The organism is Cohnella zeiphila (assembly GCF_014212055.1).
Classification (GTDB): domain Bacteria; phylum Bacillota; class Bacilli; order Paenibacillales; family Paenibacillaceae; genus Cohnella; species Cohnella zeiphila.
Genome location: NZ_JACJVO010000019.1, coordinates 49,974 through 70,140 on the forward strand (window position 1 = coordinate 49,974; position 20,167 = coordinate 70,140).

Below are 20,167 nucleotides of genomic sequence, written 5' to 3' on the forward strand. Positions count from 1 at the left end.
GATTTAAGATTTCTTTTTCCGCCAAAGAGAAGCCCACAGAAAAGGAACGCCGAAGCTTTCATCGTGATCCGGGACTTCCGATGCCCGAAATTCGATGCATTTGAAAAAAGGCTCCAGCAAATATTTGATCTTCTCTTCCGAGAACGCCAATCCACCATTCATCGTTCCTTCTTGATAAACATCCCAATCCGACATCTCGCGGACAGGACCTCCCTGGTCCCCGAAGCCCGGCCTAAAGCAGGTGATGCCAAAAAATCCTTTCGGCTTCAGCGCACGGCTAACCATCTCCAAATATTGAATTCTTCGATGAGGCAGCAGATGATGCAGGCAACCCGAATCATATACGAGATCGTATTCCCCTTCGGAATGGATCTCGAACACGGATTTGCATTCGAAACGGATGTTTAATCCTTTCTCCTCCGCCCGTTCCCGGGCCCATTGAATGGCCGTGCCGGATATGTCGCAGCCTGCAACGTCGAACCCTTGTTGTGCCAGGTACAAGGAGTTTCGCCCCGGGCCGCATCCGAGATCCATCGCTTTACCCGGCTTGATTAGCCCTCTCGCGCAATAGGATACCAGGTTCTCGTCCGGCGCGTTTTTAAAGAAGGGGACCGCCTTTTCCCGATCAGTATAAAAAGGGTCCCAGAATTGGTCCGGAGACCGGAAGGGATGATCCAACATCTTCAATACATCCTCTACGGAACGGATGGTTCTCTCCATTTTCAAGTCGTCCTCCTATTGGGATTGTATTCCTTTATTATACAAGAAAAGGTACGGCCTCTCTCCCCTTTCGGAGAAAGTCCGTACCCTTACATTCTCTTTATTCCATTAGAATCCGATGTCGTCTCTCTTAGCAGCTTCCTGAGCGACGTAATCCGTCATTTCTTCCGCGCCAGCGGCTCTGTACTTGTCTTGAATGTCATGAAGAATCTTCAGCGCCTGATCGTCGGATTTCGCAAAAAGCGCCTTCTTGAACTCGTCGGCATAATTCAAGCTGACGGTCGCATCCTGATACTGCTTCCACTTGGGCCAGCTCCATGCCAAGTAGTTGGCGCTCACTTTATCGATAACTTGAATGGGCATCTTGGCCGAGAAGCTCGCCTGCAATTTTTCCGCCTTCGTCTTCTCGTCTTCCGACTTGGGCCAGGTGACGTCGCTGGAGAAGCCCCCGATAAAGTTGGCATTGAGGTAATTAAGGCCCGCGTCTCTCTTCGAATCCGGATCGTTGTCATACTTTTGCTTCACGTCCGGAATCCACTTGGGCTTTCCGTTCTCCATTTGATAGTCCTTTCCTTCGATTCCCCAGTAGGCGAGCAGCCGGCCCTCGTCGCTGTTGATATAATCCAGGAAGCGCAGCGCCGCGTCGGGATTCTTGATCTTCGCGCTCAGGAAGATGACCGGGAAGCCGGAACGTCCCGGTTTTTCCACTTGCGTCGCAATTTTCCCGCTCTTGTTCTTCAACGGCCCGAGCAATTCGTATTGCATTTCCGGATTCGTCTTGTAGAGCGTCTTGTCAAGCTGCCCCACCATGTCCTGAGCGGCGAATACGGCCAGCTTCCCTGTGGCCAGCTTCTCGTTGGCCATCGTATCCGTATTGCTGAAGGCTTCGGGGTCGAACAGCCCGCCTGCGAGAATTTTCCTCATGTACATCAGCTTATCTTCTTCGTCCTTGGAGAACATCCAGAACTGCAGCTTGCCGTCGCTGCCTTGCCGGTAATCGGAAATCGTGTAGTCGGACCAGCCTTTCAGGAATTGGCCGTAATCCCATCCGTCGTGCATGGTGCCGGCCGGAATGACCGGCTTCCCGCTAATATCCTTGAAATTCCCGTTCTTGATCTTGACCAGCAGGTCGTACAATTTATCTTCGGTATCGATATCCTCCGGGTTGACGTTCAATGCCTTCAGAATGTCACCGCGGGCGTACAAGCCATAATTCCAGTTGTGGATGCTCTCAACGGAGCCGTCCGGCGTCTGCATCGGAATAACGTAGTTTTTGCCTTGGAAATCGGGACTGTTCATCTCAAATTCGGAAAAGTCCTTCGCGACGCCGGTGGTCATAAGCTTCTTCACATTCGGATATTTGTCCAGATAAGGAGTCAAATCCAGCAATTGCCCTTCCAAAGCCGCCTTCTTGATGACCTGCCCTTCCCCGCTTGTCGTGGACCAGAAGGGAGCGTTGACCATGTCCGGAACCGTGCCGGAAGCGAAGATCGTGTTCAGCTTCTCCGTCTCGTTGGTGGTGATCGATTCCATCTTGAGCGTAACGCCGGTCACTTCCTTGACCCGCTGGGCGACGGGATTGTTCACCTGATCTTGCGGAAAGCTCCCGCCGCCGCCGTTCCAGTTGCTCAGGAAGGACAGCGTGACTTGCTCGGGCTTATCGCCGCCCTTGGCCGAGCTGCTTGCGCTCGCTCCGTTCGATGCCGAACTGCTTGCGCTCGCTCCGTTCTGCCCCCCGGAATTATCGTTCGAATTGCTGCTGCATGCCGTAGCGGCCGATAATAGCAGCGGTACCGCGATCGACATGCCAAGAACCTTTTTCAGCCTCTTATTCGCCATCTTCATAACCCCTTTGCTCATTATTTATATAAAAGGCATGGCCTCTTATACGCGCTATTCCTTCAGAGAACCCACCAATACCCCTTTGACGAAATACTTCTGAAGAAACGGATAGACGCAGATGATAGGGGTCGTGATGATGATAACGAACGTCATTCTTAGAGCTTCCGGCGTGACGCCGCGCAGCTCCATCTGGGCCTGGTTCATATTTTGAATGGAGGATCCCCCGCTGGACGAGGTCATGGACTCGAAGGACGCCTCGCTGATCATCTTGTTCAGGAACGTAGCGGCGGGCTGAAGCTTCTCGTTCTGAATGAAGAACTGGCCGGTAAACCAGTCGTTCCAGGTGCCCACGCCGACAAATAAAGCGATGGTAGCCAGCACCGGCAGCGACAGCGGCAGAATAATTCGCGAGAAGACCGACAGCTCGCCTGCTCCGTCGATCTTGGCCGATTCCGTCAGGCCGGCCGGAATGCCGTCGAAAAACGTCTTCATAATAATCGCATTGAAGAAGTTGTACAGCGACGGCAGCACAAGCACCGAGAAGGTGTTGAGCATATGCAGTTGCCTGTACAGAATAAAAGTAGGAATCAGTCCGCCGCTGAATAAGGTGGTGAAGAAGAAGAAGAAGACGATAAATTTTCTTCCGGGCAGCCCTTTCCGCGACAGAGCATAGGCCAGCATCGCCGTGAGCAGCACGGAGAGGACGGTGACGGTGACGGTTCTGGCAACGGAAATAAAGAACGAATTCAAGACCAGCGGGTTATGGAAAGCCTTGCTGTAGTTCTCAAGCGTATAGATTCTGGGGAGAAAGTAGATTCCGCCTTTCATTGCGTCATAGCCGTCGTTAAAGGATAGAGCCAGGAAATAGATAAAGGGATAAAGCGCTGTCACGCAGAATACAAGCAGCGCCGTATAGTTCAGCGTCGTGTAGATACGATCGGGCAACGACATCTTTCTCACGCCCATGCGCACACCTCCTCCTTCATTTGCCGACGATTACCAAAGCGACGTATCGCTAAGCCTTTTCGAGACCTTGTTGACGACCACGATAAGAAGCAGCGAGATGACGGATTTGAATAATCCGATGGCTGTCGAATAAGCGAATTGACCTTGTTGGATGCCTGTCTTGAGCACGTAAGTGTCCAGAATCTCCGATACGCTCAAGGTGGCGGGAGTCTGCATGAGATAGATCTGATCGAAGCCTGCGTTCAAGATTCCGCTTAGGGAGAAGATGAGCAGAATGGCGATCGTCGGCGTCAGGCAGGGAAGCGTAATTTTGAAAAGGGTACTCCAGCGGCCCGCCCCGTCGATTTGCGCGGCTTCGTATAAATGAGGATCGATGTTGGTCAGCGCAGCCAAGTATATGATGGCGCCCCATCCCACGCCTTTCCAAATATCCGAGAGGACGACCAGCGGATAGAACAAGTTGGGGTTGCCCATAAAGAAGATCGGGTCCAGGCCCATATGCTCGCGAATATCGTTGATAAGGCCCACGTTGGGGGACAATATTTTCTGAAGCAGCGTTACGACGACGACCCATGAGACGAAGTGCGGAAGATAGGAGATCGTCTGGAAGATTCGTTTGAACTTGCCGTTCGAGATGGTATTCAGCATTAAGGCCAGTATCAAAGGCGCGGGAAATCCGAATAGCAGTTTGAGGGCGCTGATGGACAGCGTATTGCGCAGCACGTCGTAAAAGCTGGAATCGTTCAAAAACTGTTTGAAGTAGCGGAAGCCCTCCCAAGGACTTCCCAGAATGCCCAGATTGTATTTGAAATCTTTAAATGCGATTAAGATGCCGTACATCGGGTAATAAGCAAAGATTAAATACCAGATCAGTGCCGGAGCCAGGAACAAATAAATATACCTGAAGCTCCAGATTCTTGTAAGCGTCTTGTTCTTTGGGGCTCTCTTAGCCACAGGCAGAACTTCTTCCCTAGCCACCATACATTCGAACACCTCCTGCAAATGGTTAGTCGAAATTCTATTGCAATGTAAAGGCTTACAAATATGATGGATGTATCACCGGCCCTTCAGGCATCGCTTCCTTATTCCGGGAAATCGATTTTAGTAATAATATAATATATAAATTGTATATATTCAATATATTTATCAAAATTTAAGACATTCCCCCGCCAATCCAAAGCAATCATAAAAAAAAGATCCCCTGAGATCGGTCGGAATCCGATTTCAGGGGATCGCCACTTATGCGAACATTGTTTTCCTTTAGGAATTAGGATCGGTTGTGCGGGCAGGGCCCGTCGTCTGACGAACGACCAATTCGGGCTTGATGAGCGTTTTCCTGTAGGAGCCGCCGCTGCCCTCTCCGTTGCGGATAATCTCCAGCAGCTGAGTGGCGGCTTGTCCTCCCATGTCGTACTCGAACTGTTTGATGTGGGTGAAAATGCTGAAGTCTTCCACGATCGAAGTCGGGTCGTCGAAGCTTACGATGGACACGTCTTCCGGCACGCTTAGCCCGGCTTTGCGAGCCATCTGATGGATTTGTACGCCCAGCCGGCCGTTCAGCGCGATATAGGCGGTCGCCATTCCGTTGCGGATATACCGGTACAGCGGGTGGCTGTCGACCTCCTTCAAGCTGTCCACGAAAAAGCCGGTAATGATGTGGGCCGGATTGATGAGCGCCCCCTTGTCCTTCAGCGCTCCCATATAGCCGTCGATCCGCTCCTGCACCGTAATCGTCTGCATCGGCGAATCCGAGCAGATGGCGATCTCGCGGTGGCCGAGGTCCCACAGGTATTCAACCGCGAGACGCGTTCCCAATCGGCCGTCGGCGGCGATGTAATGGGTCTCCACTCCCGGCAGATAGCGGTCGATCAGCACGAACGGGTACCCGTTCAGCTTCATGCTCAGAATCCGCTCGTTATACTGCTCCTCGTCAACCGGGAAGATCAGCATGCCTTCCGCCCCGATCTCCATGAGCAGATCGATCGCTTCCTGCTCAAGTCTGAGGGAGCTGTTCGACAGCAGGATGACGGTACGGTAGCCGTTCTCGAGCAGCACCTTCTGAACGCCGGCGATTAGCCGGGATGCAAAGTAGTCGTCGATGGACGGCATAATGAGCCCGATGGTGCCCGTTCGAACGGCCGGACCTCCCTGCCTGTCCGCTTGACCGACTGCCGCGGGCGGCGCTTCCTGGCTTTCTTGCACCGGCGCCTGCCCGCTGACGAAGCTGCCCCGGCCGGGAACCCGCGTGATGATCTTCTCGTTGGCGAGGCCGGTCAGTGCGTTGACGACCGTAATTTTGCTGACGTTAAACCGCTCCATCAGCTCTTTCTCGGTCGGGATCCGATCGCCTTCCTTCAGCCCGTCCGTTTCGATCAGATCGCGCAAATAATCCTGGATTTTCTGGTAAAGCGGAATCCGTTCCGTTGTATTCATTGGAATCACCACAGCTCGAAAAGACATTATCTATATAATATATAGGAACAATCGAGGAATCGCAATCGCGAAGCCGGCCAGGCGTAGGAATAAAGTACGATAAGGATATGCGAAACGTCGGATCCGCCGCTTATTCTTATTAATATTAATTATATTTAATATAATAAAATAAAAACTCGAAGATGCACTCTTCGAGCCGCTTACAAGGAAGTAGATTGATAGTCATTCTTTAAACATTGCTTGGCAATGTAAAAAATTTGCCCCATATGCTCCGAGTAGTGCGCCGCGCACTGATGCAGCAAATCGAGATTCGATCGTTCTTTCCCCCTAACGATTTGGATCTCGTCGAACTTCTCATCCGGCCATTTTTTTATCAAATCAATGACGTATATTCCCGGTTCTATGATCTCATATTTACAGGAAATCTTAGCACCGTTTTTAACTTTGTCTGCTCGGTCTTTCGGGGATCGGACAAGTAAATTTCTCTATGTATTTTGCTTGCCCTAATATAACCATTCTCTGTACAATAAGCTTCCATTCGCGCAAAGCTATCCGGCTCATCGTCAAAGCTCCCCAGATGCATCATTTGACAGCTCCATCCATCCGACATCTCTTCGAATCGGACTTTCTCAAGGAAAGGATTCGACTTCTTCTTTTTCGTCTGTTCCAGAAATCGTTCGAATCGTTCCTCCGTCAAAAAATCGGGTTGGCGAATCATAATCGTGTACTTGAAATTGCTTTTGTCTGTCGCGGGCTTCGACCGATCCAGCAAGTCCCAAACGCCTTCTAGCGGAAATACCGTATATTCGTAATAACCTTCCGGTACATCGTCGCTTTTATAGGACATTTTCACCGCATAACTTAAACTGTACAAGGCTTCTGTCGCTCTGGCGAACTCTTCTCCGTTAGGGTCGCCGGAACCGCTGACCATAAAAAAAGGCATCTTCGGCACTTCGACAATTTCAGGCTGCGTTTTGGGCATATAGAATGGCTTGTCATTTTTTTTATAATCGATCTTGTTGCTCAAAGTTAATCACTCCTCGACTCGAATGGCAGCTCCTGCCGATAGGATAGCGGTTGAACTATGACAACTGTATGTCAGCGTTCGCCCCATTCAAGTGATCAAAAATGAAGCGCGCTTGCTATATATAATATAAGATCGCGTGATATCGCACGGGGGCATCCTCCGAACTGCGGTATACGTGCGGCTGATCCGCGGCGAAGCGAATCGCGTTGCCTTCGTCGACCTGGTAAGCGGCTTGCCCGATCTCGACGGTAAGCGAACCGGCATGCACGAGCACAAACTCCTCCACGCCTGCGCTGTGAGCTTCGGAAGCGTGAACGCAGCCGGGCTCCATCTCCACGGCATACACTTCGAACTTCTTGGCGGGGTCGAACGGAAACAGCGGATACGAGCGAAATTGGCCGTCCGCCTCGAGCAGCGGCTCCAGTTCGTCCTTTGTGACGAACGCTACGTCCGCCGGAGGCTCGGCTATGAGCGAGGTGAAAGATACGCGCAGGCCGTTCGCGATTTTCCAGATCGTAGAGATGGTCGGACTGGTCTCGCCGCGCTCGATCTGACCCAGATTGCCTTTGCTGACGCCGGTCAGCTCTGCGACCTTGTCCAGGCTGTACCCTCGCGTTTGACGGATCGACTTCAAGTTTTTCCCCAGCTTGATATGGATTGGCTCCATCTTTTCGTGCCTCCAACGCTGACTGATATTGTCATTGTAGCCGATTCCCCTTTTGTTGTCGAAGAACAATATTGTGCGTTATATAATACGTATGTATAATATAAAATACAATTTACATTCAAAAAGGCGAGGTGTTCCGAATGTCCGGAACCATGACGGCGCTGGTGAAAGACAAACGAGCGGCCGGCGCGACGCTGAAGAACGTGCCGATTCCCCAATGCGGAGCGAGAGAGGTCCTGGTCAAAGTAAAGGCGAGTTCGATCTGCGGCACCGACCGGCACATCTACGAGTGGGATGCTTGGGCGGAACGTACGGTCGTCACGCCGAACGTGTTCGGCCATGAATTCGCCGGCGTCGTGGAAGCCGTCGGGGAACAGGTAAGCAGCGTTAAGCCGGGGGATCTCGTATCCGGCGAAGGGCATATCGCTTGCGGCCTGTGCAAGGCATGCCGGACCGGCCATGCGCATGTGTGTCCGCATACGCGCAGCTTCGGCATAACGGCGCCTGGCTGCTTCGCCGAATATGCGCTGCTGCGCGAGGAGAACGTGATCCGCAACAGCGCCGATCTGCCGCTTGAGGTAGCCTGTCTGCAGGATCCCTTCGGCAATGCGGTGCAGACAGTGCTGGCAGGCGATATTGCCGGAAAATCGGTGGCCGTTATCGGTGCGGGCGCGATCGGGCTGATGGCGGTCGCCGCGGCCAAAGCGTGCGGCGCGGGAACGATCATCGCCGTCGATGTCAACGATTACAAGCTGCGGCTGGCAGCCGGAATGGGGGCGGATCATGTGCTGAACAGCTCGCTGGCCGGAGACGCCGCGGCAGATCGCATCCGCGATTGGACCGGCGGCGAAGGCGCGGAAGTCGTGCTGGAGATGTCCGGTCATCCGGCGGGGATCCGCGTCGGGCTCGAAGCGGCGGCGCAGGCGGCACGCGTCTCGCTGCTCGGCATCCCCACCCAGCCGGTGCCGATCGATGTGGCTCGGCACATTATCTTTAAGGGATTGCGAATCGACGGCATTACCGGACGGCGCCTGTTCGGCACCTGGTATCAAATGAAAGGGCTGCTGGACAACGGGCGCGTCGATTTGCGTCCGCTTGTGACCCACCGCTTCCCGCTGGACCGGTACGAGGAGGCGTTCGAGCTGGTCCGCTCCGGAGCATGCGGCAAAGTCGTCTTCATCCACTGATCATACGGGAGGGATTCAACATGGCGGATTTTCGCGTGTTAGCGGACGAATTGGCGCAGCTGCGGACCGAAGGACGGTATCGTCCGCTGCGGGTTTGGGAGTCGCCGCAGGGCGTGTCGATGATGTCCGGCGGGAAAACGTACCTGCAGTTTTCGTCCAACAATTATTTGGGGCTGACCGGTCACGATGACGTGAAGCGGGCGGCCGTTCAGGCAATCGAGCGGTACGGGGTCGGGAGCGGCTCCGTCCGCACGATCGTCGGCACGCTTGACGTTCACGCCGCGCTCGAAGCGGAACTCGCCCGCTTCAAAGGAACCGAAGCCGCGCTCGTGTTCCAGTCGGGCTATACGGCCAACCTGGCCGCGTTGTCTTCGATTCTGGGGGCGGACGATGCCGTCATCAGCGACGAGTTGAACCATGCCAGCATCATCGACGGCATTCGGCTGACGAAAGCGACACGCAAGGTCTATGCGCACAAAAGCATGGAGCAGCTTGAGAAGCTCCTTCGGGAAAGCGCATCGTTCCGGCAGCGGGTAGTCGTCACCGACGGCGTGTTCAGCATGGACGGCGATATCGCGCCTTTGCCCGATATTGTGGCGCTCGCCGAGCGATACGACGCGCTCGTGTACGTCGACGACGCGCATGCGAGCGGCGTTCTCGGCCGGTCCGGCAAAGGCTCCGTCGAGCATTTCGGCCTTTACGGCCGCGTGCACGTCCAGATCGGCACCTTGTCCAAGGCGCTTGGCGTCACCGGCGGCTATGTCGCCGGATCGAGCACTCTGATCGACTACTTGCTGCACAAAGCGCGCCCATTCCTGTTCAGCACGGCGCCGACGCCGGCCGTCGCCGCTTCCTGCCTGGCTGCGGTTCAGGTACTGGAACGCTGCCCCCAACTGGTGCGTCGGCTGTGGGACAACGCCGATTATATGCGAAGCGGCTTGCAGGCGCTTGGCTTCGACACCGGCGCCAGCGAAACGCCGATCATTCCGATCGTCATCGGCGACCCGGCGGCGACGGCCCGCTTCTCCGACCTCCTCGCCGAGGATGGGCTTTTCGCGCAAAGCATCGTCTTCCCGATGGTCGCTTGGGACAAAGGCCGGGTCCGGCTAATCGTAACCGCCGAGCACAGCCGGCAAGACCTCGACTTGGCGCTGGCATGTCTGGAGCGCGCCGGGAAGGCCGAGGGGCTGCTTTCGGCTTAACGAATGCATAAAAGGGGCTCTCTTTCCTAGCGAAAGGAGCCCCTTTCCCTTTCTGATTGGGTACTAATAGAACCGTCTGAATCATATTTTTATAAAAGATAACTAAATAAAAAGGAGGGAAACGGATTGACAGAGGTTAAGGTTAGATTGCGGCCCCTGGTGAGCAAGTTAAATTTACCCACCGTATTGAAAACAACGATTCTACCCGGCGACTCAAACGAAAGGTTATTTATTGCCACCCAGGTAGGAGAGATCTTTTACATAGGAAACCGAGATATCGTAACTTTCTTGGATATTCGCCCGCGAATCCTGAAGCTTGGCGCTTCCAGCGGCGGATATGACGAACGGGGATTGATCGGGCTGGCCTTTCATCCCGAATTCTATTATAACGGCCTATTTTATCTCCATTATTCATTAGCCGGGTCCCAAGGTCCGGGCGCGATGCCGGGCGCTCCTTTTGAATCTTTTAAACCTGACCCGTGCGATCCCAAAACCTTAAACTTAAAGTGGGAAAATAGAGAGAATCAATACGATCATATCGATACCGTCGAAGAATGGATTCTCCAATCGAATGGTCAACCTCAAAAAAGGCGCACTCTGCTTAACCTAAGAAGACCTTTTTTAAACCATAACGGCGTCAGCAGCTTAAACTTCTCGCCCGAGACGGGCAAGCTTGTTTTGACGACCGGAGACGGCGGGTCCGGCTATGATCCGTTTAATTTAAGCCAGAACGACATGGAAATCGCGGGGAAAATAATCGAAATCGATGTAGCGAAAAACACCTTTATCGACAATTCCCCCGTCGTTACACGTTTTCATGAGCTGCCCGTGCCGATTCAGGAAACGTTGACGGTAATCGCCAAAGGGGTTCGCAATATCCCGGGAATCTCCTTTCAAAAATTTTATACGCAGTATATCAAATACGCCGGAAATGTCGGACAGGATCTCGTGGAGTCGATTTTCTCGTTTATGCATTATAAGCCGATACCGGTAACTCAGCTTGTACAAGCTTCTCTCGCTCGTTCCGAACTTGACCAAGAAGGATTTATTAACTTTGGCTGGCGAGGATGGGAAGGGGCTTTTCCTACATCTTTCCAAAAAGCCTGCTCCACAAATCCGGAACGGAGCGAGAAAATAAACGCCTATTACGATGAAGCCATTAAAACTTCCGAGCGGCGTCTTCCGCCGCTCATCAATTATTTTCACGGAGATCGTCGGTCCGATAAGATTGGCGCCACTTCGCTTACGGGAGTTAAGCCCTATATGGGCAACGAAATCCCCGCTTTAACGGGAAGCGTTGTGTTTACCGATTTGGCTCGGACCCGGAATCAAGATTCGCAACTCCCGGTTAGAGGGGCCTTAGCTTATACGAGGGCAAGAGCGGATGGCAGACTGAACGATTACCGAATTATCGAAACCGACTATAACTTTGGCTCACAAGCCGCCTATTACGTTAGTTTGGGAACGAATCTAAATCAAACCAGATTATATCTAGGGGTTTATGGCTCCATGAAAGTCGGCGATCCGAACCAAGGAACCGTTTTTGAGATTGTTCCGTAAGCTAGAGCTTTCGCTCTTTAGTGACTTCCCTTTTCTTTTATTCGCTCGATGAATTCCTTCGCCTGTTTTCTTGTTTTCACCATGACGACCACCTTATGCTCTTTTACGGACTCTAACGTTTCAATCACTTTTGCTCTGCTTCTTTTCCTATAATTCCAAACCCATTTAAAAAATGCCCAATCGATCTTTTCCGGACATTCTTCATTCAAATCCGGTGTCTAAAAATAGGACGGCATCCGCACGCCGCAACCGTAAATCCAACGTTCTGGTGTAATTGCCGTCCATGATCCATTGTTCCTGATTGCTCGCTTCTATGACAAATTGATCCCACTCCTCGTTCGGAGTCGGGATCCTGTTTGGTTTCCAGTAGTATCTGTCTAAGTGTACGACCGGAAGGCGTAAAGACTCCCCGAGCTGCCGAGATAGCGTGGACTTGCCCGAGCCGGCCGAGCCTATGATTAGGATTCGATTCATCGGATTTTCTCCTGTATCCTATGAACTAGAACTTCTTCTTCTCCAAACCATGTTCCCGTTTCTGCAAAACCCCGTTTTTGATAAAACGCTTTCGCACTTTTATTATCCTGATGAACGGTTAGTCGAATTTCCTTACACTGAGGGAATTTGTTTATAATCCATGACATCATGAGATCAAGGGCTGCTCCTCCATAACCCTTTTTCTGCTCGGTTGCATCAATTAAAAATCCATTAATCCAATACATATCGCGAGTACTCTCCACGTAGGCATGCATCATAAACCCAACCATTGTCCCTTCGGAATAGATAGCAAAAGGAAGATATACGACCTCATCCCCATCCGGTTTAATATAGATCTTCGCGAGCGAAACGGCAACCGCAGGCACATAAGATTGTTGATCTTCTTGTACCTTTAGCGAAATGGCATCTCGCCAATTTTCTCTGGTTACCGGCCTTAATTCTATGCTCAATGAGATCACCTCGCCTAGTCAGTTCTAACGAAACTCAGCGGCGCTATTCTTGCAAAATCAGCGTGGGGTCCATCGTAAGGAAACGAGGAGAGCTTATTGGGACAAATGAAGGCCGTTTGCCGTATCAAACGGGCCAATAAGCTTCATACGATTCGTTAGAAAAAATTCCTCTCTCTATTTTACCAAATAAGATCGCGTGGTTTCGTTAGCGTGCAGGACCGGAGCATTCCCGGAAAACCTTGCGGCATGCCGTGCTTTCCGCCTCCGCATAGGCGTTCGCTGAGGCCGATAGCGCTACGTCACTCCATGCGCGGTCGCCGGCGCGCTCGAACGAAGATTACGTTCGTCTCCCCTATGGGATAACCATCTCGCAACAGTCGTATTGGTCAATTTTACCATGGCCCTTCCAAAAAAGGTACGTTTATCCCCCTAAACCCCGCCGTGAAATTGAGGCCCCTTCTCAATCATGGTAACATCGTGTTTAGAAAATCTGAACGAGGGTGCGACATGCCGAAAACGATCTTGATCGTGGAAGACCAGCAAGTCCTGCGGGAAATCATGAAGGAGTATCTGACGGACGAAGGATACCGGGTGTTGGAGGCCGGCGATGGAAGCCGGGCCTTGGAGATATTCGAAAAGGATGAGATCGATCTGATCATCCTGGATATCATGCTGCCGGAATTGGACGGTTGGTCCGTCTGCCGGCGGATTCGCAAGACGTCGAACGTACCGATCCTGATGCTGACGGCCCGGTCCGACGAGGATGATACGCTGCTTGGATTTGAACTCGGAGCGGACGATTACGTGGTCAAACCCTGCAGCCCTCCCATTCTGCTGGCGCGGACGAAGCGGCTGCTCGCCAGCCGCCCCCTCCCCGATACCGGGGACGTGCTGTCCGGCGGGGGAATCCGGCTCCATCTCCCTTCCCGGACCGTCACGCTGGACGGAATGATTTGCAGCTTGACGCATACGGAGATCGAAATTCTGGCCTGCTTGCTGAAGAATAAAGGCATCATTCTCACCCGAGAGCAGCTCATCTCGAAAATATGGGGCTACGACTTCACCGGAGACGATCGTACGCTCAGCAGCCATATTCGCAATCTGCGGTTCAAGCTGGGCGCACATGCGAACCGAATCGTCACCGTCGTTCGTTCAGGCTACAAATTCGAGGAGCAGCCATGAGAAGAAGCATCGTCTTCAAGCTGTTTCTGCTGACAGCGGCTCTATGCATGTCCGTGATCGCAAGCCTCTTTGTCTTTCAAACCGTTTTTTTTAAGCAATTTTACGTGCATCAAAAGACGGGCAGCGTTCAAGCCGCCCTCGGCGCCGCTTCTCAAGCAGATTGGATCCATGCCGGCGATGCCCAAACCGCGTATCGGAACGAGCAGCAATTTTATCAAAAATATAACACCTGGATCGCCGCGTTGGACGCCGAGGGCAACTTGAAGGTTGCGGACGACTTCGAAATGGAGGTGCGGCTGGAGAACTCGGTGGACGCTCCCGCCCTTTCCGGCCAGTCGATAACCGTTCCCTTATATACGGTGATGAACGTGGAGGATCTGAGCGAAGACAACCCGCTTCAGCCCTTCACCATCGTCAAACCGGGGGAACACATCGCGATCGAAGGCGTCATCATCGACAACCGTCCGTACCCGCAGCGAATCGGAAGAGACGTCTCCAATCTGCGGGAGGAAAACCGACTGGAAAACGAACAGCTTGTCCGCAAGGAATACGAGGCTCTCTCCAGGTTGAGCGCGACCGATTATCGCGAGCGTTATCCGAGCTTTCTGGCATACGGTACCGTAACGCAGGTTCGAACTCCGGAAGGCTCAGACGAATCGCGGTATACGAATCACTTGTTTTTGGAGCGGGTAAAAGCTTTTCAAGCCGATCTGCTCTACGGAGATTTCAGTGGAAAAACCGATACGATCGCCGATTACGAGGAAAACAATGTCCCTTACAAAATATTCGTCAAACGTTTGACGGATCGGACGGGAAACGCCGAGTACCTGATTGCCATGACGTCGCTGCAGCCGGTGAACGAAGCCGCGGGGGTGATGCGCCATTACTACGGCTATATCGCATTAGGCACCTTGCTTCTCGTTCTGCTGGCCGCCTTTTACTATTCCCGCCGCATTGCCCGTCCGCTGCTCCGCCTCAACGAGGCGACGCAAAGAATGGCCGGCCTGGACTTCTCCGCCCGAATTCCGGTATCGACCGAGGATGAGATCGGCAGCTTGTCCCGCAACATCAACGGGCTTTCGGGCTTGCTGTACGACCACATCATCCGGCTGGAGCAGGATATCGAGCAGGAAAAACGTTTGGAACAAACGCGCAAAGAGTTCATCTCCGGCGTATCTCATGAATTAAAAACCCCGCTCAGCGTCATCGAGAGCTGCCTTTACATTCTAAAAGACAAACCGGACAGCCAGAAGCGGGAGTACTACTTCTCGGCGATGGAAGACGAAGTGAAGAGGATGAACCTGCTGATCGCGGATATGCTGGAGCTTGCGAGGTACGAATCCGGAACTTACAGGATGGAGATGTCGACATTTCGCATCGACGCCGTCCTCGAGCGGGTTTGTGCGAAGCTGGCCGGGGAATTCGCCGACAAACGCCTGAAGCTGCATACCCGCTTCGCTCCCGTCGAAGTCGTCGCCAATCCGCTGCGTATCGAACAAGTCATCGTAAACTTCCTGACCAATGCGATTCGCTACACGCCGGAAGGCGAGAACGTCTTCGTAGAGGCGGACGAGGAACAAGAGACCGTCAAGGTAGGCATCGAGAACAAAGGCGCTCATATTCCGGATGATCAGTTGGAGAAAATATGGGACCGCTTCTATCGCGGCGAACGCTCCCGCCATCGTTCGACCGGCGGCACCGGGCTCGGTCTCGCTATCAGCAAGCAAATTCTGGAACTGCATGGAGCGCTCTATGGGGCTATGAATACCGATGACGGCGTCCGGTTTTTCTTTGAATTGAACAAGAGCAAGGAAGCGTAGAACTTCGGTTCTGCGCTTTTTTTAATCCATCTGCAATTCATCTGCACCTGATCTTTAGATCTACCGTGTATTCTACCCCTTGTCCAATTCGAAAGGGGAAATGAGTCATGCTAAGAAAAATGACAGGTGCGCTGCTGATCGGAATCGTCGCCGTATCGGTTGCGGCGTGCGGGAATCAAAACAACAACGGACAGGCTCCATCTTCCGCCCCCTCGGGACCGGCTTCCGGCGCGGCGGCGGCTTCGCAACCGTCCTCTTATGAGTCGCTGTATCGGACAAGCGTTTTTCTCGGGGATTCGATTACGGAAGGTCTGTCCTATCACGATGTGCTGAGCGAGACAAACGTGCTGGCCGGTGCGGGCAAGACAGCCGAATTCGCGCTGAAAGACGTCGAGGATCTGGTCGGACGAAAACCCGAGCGCGTGTTCATCCAGCTGGGATCGGACGATATCCTGTGGCCGACGGACGATCCGCAGGAATACTCGCTCACGCACTACGCCGAGCTGATCGACAGCATCCAAGCGAAGCTTCCGAAGGCGAAGATTACGCTGCTGACGGTCACTCCGGTTACGGCGGACGCGGAGAAGACGGAGCCCCGCTACCGCAATATCGAGGCTTATAACAAGGGGCTTAAGGAGCTTGCCGCCAAAGAGCAAGTTGGCTACGTCGATCTGACTTCGCTCGTGACCGAGCATGCCGATCTGTACGACACGGACGGCATTCATTTCCAGGCCGCGTTCTATCCGATCCTGCTCGATTACTTGAAAGATCGTTCGGAGTGACGAGCGGTGGTATTCAGCAGTCTGATTTTCCTGTTTCAATTTTTGCCCGCCGCTTTGCTCGTTTATTTTGGATCCCCCAAGAAATGGCGGAACGCCGTTTTGCTGGCCGAGAGCCTCGTCTTTTATGCCTGGGGCGAACCGCTGTATATCTTCCTGATGATCTTCGCCACCGTATTCGATTATGCCAACGGGCTCTTGATCGACCGGTTCAGGCATCGGAAAGCCATTGCCAGAACGGTATTCATCGGCTCGATCTCCGGCAATCTGGCCATTCTCGGTTTTTTCAAGTATGCCGGGTTTGCCGTGGAGAACGTCAACCGATGGTTCGGCCTGCACCTGCAAGCTGTCGATCTCCCGCTTCCGGTGGGCATCTCCTTCTACACGTTCCAAACGATGTCCTATGTGGCGGACGTCTATCTCGGAAAAGCAGCGGCGCAGCGAAATATCGTCGCCTTCGGCACTTATGTCGCGATGTTTCCGCAGCTCGTGGCCGGCCCGATCGTCAAATACGGAGACATCGCCCGGCAGTTGATCTCGCGTCAAGCGACATGGGAGCGGTTCGGCGAAGGGGCGGAATGGTTCATTCGGGGTTTGGCCAAAAAGGTGCTGCTCGCCAACAATATCGGAATGCTGTGGTCAAGCGTGAAAACGGCGCCGGCGGAGGACATGACCGTGTTGTCCGCCTGGCTCGGCATCGCGGCGTTTACGTTCCAAATTTACTTCGACTTCAGCGGTTATTCGGATATGGCGAGAGGGCTCGGCAAGATGTTCGGCTTCGAATTGACGGCTAACTTCCATTACCCGTACATTTCCAGAAGCGTAACGGAGTTTTGGCGACGGTGGCATATTTCGCTCGGCTCCTGGTTTCGGGAATATGTATATATTCCGCTCGGCGGCAATCGGCTGGGCCTCGGCAAGCAGCTCCGAAACCTGTTCATCGTCTGGTTCCTGACCGGGTTATGGCATGGGGCCAGTTGGAACTTTATCGTCTGGGGGCTCTATTTCGGGTTGCTTGTGACAATCGAGAAGCTGTTTCTTCTGAAATGGCTGCAGCGCCGGCCGCGCCCGGTCAGCCATCTCTATACACTTCTCGCCATTGTCATAGGCTGGGTGTGGTTCGAATTCGACCGGTTATCATCCGCATGGGCGTTTATCGGGATTCTGTTCGGCTTCACCGCACATGGATGGGCGGATCGTCAGGCGCTTTACGACCTGTCGACGAACGGAATTCTGCTCATCCTGTCGGCGCTGTGCGCAACTCCGCTTCCTCGCCGATTGGCATCAAGCCTAAAGAGCAAATGGCGCCTGGGAGGCGCGATCGCCGTTCCGTCCCTCTACTTCGCCGCATTGGTTGTGTCGACGGCTTACCTGGTCAACGAATCTTACAATCCGTTTCTTTATTTTCGGTTTTAAGGAGGGATCGGCCTTGAGCGATTACGACTCGAAACGCAGGTCTCTTACGGGTCTGTTGCTGCTGCTAATGGTCGGCGCGATGGCCGCGGCGAACTTTCTGACCCCCGACAGGTCCTTCTCGGAATCGGAAAATCGGGTGTTGGAGCAGCAGCCTCGCTTCTCCCCGCACTCGCTTCTGTCGGGGTCGTTCGCTTCCGATTACGAAACCTATTCATCGGACCAGTTCGCTTTCCGGGACGCCTGGGTCGGCGCAAAGACCGATGCGGACCGTGCATTGGGCAAAAAGGACAGCAACGGCGTCTACCTGGGAAAGGACGGCTACCTCATCGAGCAGTATACATCGCCATCCGAAGCGGATCTTGCGGACAGAATCCGGGCCATACAGGCTTTCGACCAGGCCACGCCCGGGCTTCGCAAGTATGTCCTGCTGGCGCCGACCGCCGCCGCTCTGCTCGCGGACAAGCTCCCGGCGTACGCGCCGGTCGGCGACGAACGGGCCGATCTGGACCGGGTTCGCCGCTTGCTGCCGGATAATATTCGTTTTGTCGATGTCGTTTCCGCGTTGAATGCCGAACGGGAACAACCGCTTTTCTATAAAACCGATCACCATTGGACCACCGAAGGCGCTTATTACGCTTTCCGAGAGCTATGCAGGCAGATGGGGATCGTCCCGCTAGACGAAGATTCGTTCGACATTCGGCAAGTGACGGACCGGTTCTACGGCTCGCTTTATTCGAAAAGCGGTTTTCGCCACCTGCAGCCCGACCGGATCGACCTTTATCTGCCGAAGAAGAGCGGCAAGATCAAGGTGTCGTACGTGGACGAAGGCCGTATAACGGATTCCCTCTACGAACCTGAAAATCTCGGGAAGAAGGACAAGTATGCCGTCTTTCTGAACGGCAATCATGCGCTGATCCGGATCGAAACGGACGGTCCGGCGGACAAGAGGCTGCTGGTGGTCAAGGATTCGTATGCCAACAGTCTGATTCCCTTCCTGACCGGGCACTTCGGCGAGATCGATGTCGTCGATCTTCGGTATGACGATGAATCGCTCCTAAAGCTCGTGCAGGAGCGCCAAATTCAAGACGTGCTGATTCTGTACAATGTGAACACTTTTTTCGAGGACCCCTCCATTCTGAACATTGCGGAGTGAATGCCATGAAATTGCGAGGAATCGTCGCGCTTGTTCTTACCGTCGCGATCGGCCTTTTGACCAGATGCTCCGGACGCAGCGCATCTTATGACACATTAACGGCCGCCGAAGTGGTCGAACCTATTCAGCAAGCTGCGGACTTCAGCGAAATGCAGCAAGGGGATGCCGAGAAGCTGCGAAAGATCTACCATATCGAGGCGGGCGATGTCGCGGATTTCATCCTGTATACGGCTGTATCGAACGTAAAAGCGGATGAACTCGCCGTTATCAAAGTCAAGGACTCAAGCGATACTGAGCGCGTAGTGAATCAAATTCAACAGCGAATCGAGGCGCAAACGGTCAAATTCCAAGACTACCGCCCCGAACAATATTACCTGATCGAGAAGCATGTGTTGAAATCAAAGGGTCCTTTCGTCTTCTTCGCGGTCTCGAAGGACGCAGACCGCATGGAACGCGCGTTTGACGAGGTTTTGAGATGAGCTTTATGTAGCACAACAATAAACGGCCTGGCAATCGCCGGCCGATCATTCTTACAATGTCCATGCGAAAAGCGCTTAAGTTTGCCCGTATTCAGTCGCGCTGATATCGAGCGGACCGATGACCGTGGCGATATCGGCGGTCAAGTTTCGCACCCCAAGCGTGTAGGCGTGCGATCCTACCCCTGGGTTGCCGTCTACGGCTTGCATGGCGATAATATCGAATTGCTGGAAAGCGGGTGCCCATATCTTGCCGAGAAGTAAAGATGGGAGCTCCGTCGCGGAATAGGACGAAGATAATGCTGACGGATAGTTAGAGAAAAAACGCCTGTTCGAGTCTCCGGCGGAGAGGCTCGATCAGGCCGTCAAATGGGGAGTTTTAGAAAACCATGACCTCATACTTTGGGGGGAAATTCATATTTCTTATTTGATACCCAAACCCTATAAATTATTGTTCCTTCTATATACTCCTCATCACAATGAACGTCATGACGATATTCATGAATGGTGTTGGATCTTACTAGTTCAAATAATAGTGCATATGCTAATTTGGGATCTTTCGTCTTATAACCGTCATAGGAATAACCTATTTCGTTGTAAGCACCGCTATAAACCCATTCGCGCGCCTCTCGCATGGTCTCGAATTCCATTTTTTCCATAAACCAAGATGTTGGAATATCAGAATTGGGACTACTCTGATTCATGTACGACAACTCCCTACACTTTAGCTAAATGCGTTTTTCATAAAATACAAGGGTCATTTTATTATTTATTTGTTTGGTTTCCCCTGTCT

19 protein-coding genes are annotated in these 20,167 nt (G+C 53.0%); 9 read left to right on the forward strand and 10 right to left on the reverse strand.

The genetic code is table 11. The features are described 5' to 3' along the window. Positions 1–3: 3 nt before the first annotated feature. The 8 genes from H7C18_RS15625 to H7C18_RS15660 form a co-directional block, all read right to left on the reverse strand. Positions 4–720 (reverse strand): class I SAM-dependent methyltransferase, encoded by a 717-nt coding sequence (locus H7C18_RS15625; RefSeq protein WP_238357724.1) that lies wholly within the window; start codon positions 718–720, stop codon positions 4–6. 108 nt (positions 721–828) lie between these two features. Beyond that, complete coding sequence (locus H7C18_RS15630) at positions 829–2,559, reverse strand: type 2 periplasmic-binding domain-containing protein (protein WP_185130019.1); 1,731 nt, start codon at positions 2,557–2,559, stop codon at positions 829–831. A 54-nt stretch (positions 2,560–2,613) separates the two neighbouring features. Then, complete coding sequence (locus H7C18_RS15635) at positions 2,614–3,528, reverse strand: carbohydrate ABC transporter permease (RefSeq protein WP_185130020.1); 915 nt, start codon at positions 3,526–3,528, stop codon at positions 2,614–2,616. 30 nt (positions 3,529–3,558) lie between these two features. Further along, positions 3,559–4,482: an ABC transporter permease gene (locus H7C18_RS15640; protein WP_337913565.1), complete on the reverse strand. Its 924-nt coding sequence runs from the start codon at positions 4,480–4,482 to the stop codon at positions 3,559–3,561. 306 nt (positions 4,483–4,788) lie between these two features. After that, a complete protein-coding gene (locus H7C18_RS15645; protein WP_185130022.1) occupies positions 4,789–5,961 on the reverse strand; it encodes a GntR family transcriptional regulator in 1,173 nt (390 codons plus the stop codon). Positions 5,962–6,161: 200 nt separating this feature from the next. Next, positions 6,162–6,338 (reverse strand): DUF1572 family protein, encoded by a 177-nt coding sequence (locus H7C18_RS15650; RefSeq protein ID WP_202887096.1) that lies wholly within the window; start codon positions 6,336–6,338, stop codon positions 6,162–6,164. A gap of 23 nt (positions 6,339–6,361) precedes the next feature. Then, complete coding sequence (locus tag H7C18_RS15655) at positions 6,362–6,988, reverse strand: GyrI-like domain-containing protein (RefSeq protein WP_238357725.1); 627 nt, start codon at positions 6,986–6,988, stop codon at positions 6,362–6,364. 115 nt (positions 6,989–7,103) lie between these two features. After that, on the reverse strand, positions 7,104–7,655 hold the full coding sequence (locus H7C18_RS15660) for a helix-turn-helix domain-containing protein (protein WP_185130023.1): 552 nt from the start codon (positions 7,653–7,655) through the stop codon (positions 7,104–7,106). 140 nt (positions 7,656–7,795) lie between these two features. Here H7C18_RS15660 and tdh point away from each other — a divergent pair, with 140 nt between their 5' ends. The 3 genes from tdh (at position 7,796) to H7C18_RS15675 (ending at position 11,604) form a co-directional block, all read left to right on the forward strand. Then, positions 7,796–8,842: an L-threonine 3-dehydrogenase gene (gene tdh, locus H7C18_RS15665; RefSeq protein WP_185130024.1), complete on the forward strand. Its 1,047-nt coding sequence runs from the start codon at positions 7,796–7,798 to the stop codon at positions 8,840–8,842. A gap of 20 nt (positions 8,843–8,862) precedes the next feature. Next, positions 8,863–10,044 (forward strand): glycine C-acetyltransferase, encoded by a 1,182-nt coding sequence (locus tag H7C18_RS15670; RefSeq protein WP_185130025.1) that lies wholly within the window; start codon positions 8,863–8,865, stop codon positions 10,042–10,044. A gap of 126 nt (positions 10,045–10,170) precedes the next feature. Further along, positions 10,171–11,604 (forward strand): PQQ-dependent sugar dehydrogenase, encoded by a 1,434-nt coding sequence (locus H7C18_RS15675; RefSeq protein ID WP_185130026.1) that lies wholly within the window; start codon positions 10,171–10,173, stop codon positions 11,602–11,604. A gap of 470 nt (positions 11,605–12,074) precedes the next feature. Here H7C18_RS15675 and H7C18_RS15680 read toward each other — a convergent pair whose 3' ends face one another. After that, a complete protein-coding gene (locus H7C18_RS15680) occupies positions 12,075–12,548 on the reverse strand; it encodes a GNAT family N-acetyltransferase (RefSeq protein ID WP_185130027.1) in 474 nt (157 codons plus the stop codon). 507 nt (positions 12,549–13,055) lie between these two features. Here H7C18_RS15680 and H7C18_RS15685 point away from each other — a divergent pair. The 6 genes from H7C18_RS15685 (at position 13,056) to H7C18_RS15710 (ending at position 19,377) form a co-directional block, all read left to right on the forward strand. Then, positions 13,056–13,730 carry a response regulator transcription factor gene (locus H7C18_RS15685; protein ID WP_185130028.1) on the forward strand — a complete coding sequence of 225 codons (675 nt, stop codon included), beginning with the start codon at positions 13,056–13,058 and terminating at the stop codon, positions 13,728–13,730. Then, positions 13,727–15,550: a sensor histidine kinase gene (locus H7C18_RS15690; protein WP_185130029.1), complete on the forward strand. Its 1,824-nt coding sequence runs from the start codon at positions 13,727–13,729 to the stop codon at positions 15,548–15,550. Before H7C18_RS15685 ends, H7C18_RS15690 begins: the two co-directional genes overlap by 4 nt. Positions 15,551–15,657: 107 nt before the next feature. Continuing rightward, positions 15,658–16,332 (forward strand): GDSL-type esterase/lipase family protein, encoded by a 675-nt coding sequence (locus tag H7C18_RS15695; RefSeq protein ID WP_185130030.1) that lies wholly within the window; start codon positions 15,658–15,660, stop codon positions 16,330–16,332. A 6-nt stretch (positions 16,333–16,338) separates the two neighbouring features. Beyond that, positions 16,339–17,745: an MBOAT family protein gene (locus H7C18_RS15700; protein WP_185130031.1), complete on the forward strand. Its 1,407-nt coding sequence runs from the start codon at positions 16,339–16,341 to the stop codon at positions 17,743–17,745. 13 nt (positions 17,746–17,758) lie between these two features. After that, complete coding sequence (locus tag H7C18_RS15705; protein WP_185130032.1) at positions 17,759–18,898, forward strand: DHHW family protein; 1,140 nt, start codon at positions 17,759–17,761, stop codon at positions 18,896–18,898. A gap of 5 nt (positions 18,899–18,903) precedes the next feature. Beyond that, the gene (locus H7C18_RS15710) at positions 18,904–19,377 is read left to right on the forward strand and encodes a DUF4358 domain-containing protein (protein ID WP_185130033.1); all 474 of its coding nucleotides are present in this window, start codon (positions 18,904–18,906) and stop codon (positions 19,375–19,377) included. 392 nt (positions 19,378–19,769) lie between these two features. Here the strand turns inward: H7C18_RS15710 and H7C18_RS15715 are convergent, their stop codons facing one another. Next, positions 19,770–20,078, reverse strand: a complete 309-nt coding sequence (locus H7C18_RS15715; RefSeq protein ID WP_185130034.1) for a hypothetical protein — start codon at positions 20,076–20,078, stop codon at positions 19,770–19,772. Positions 20,079–20,167: the final 89 nt, after the last annotated feature.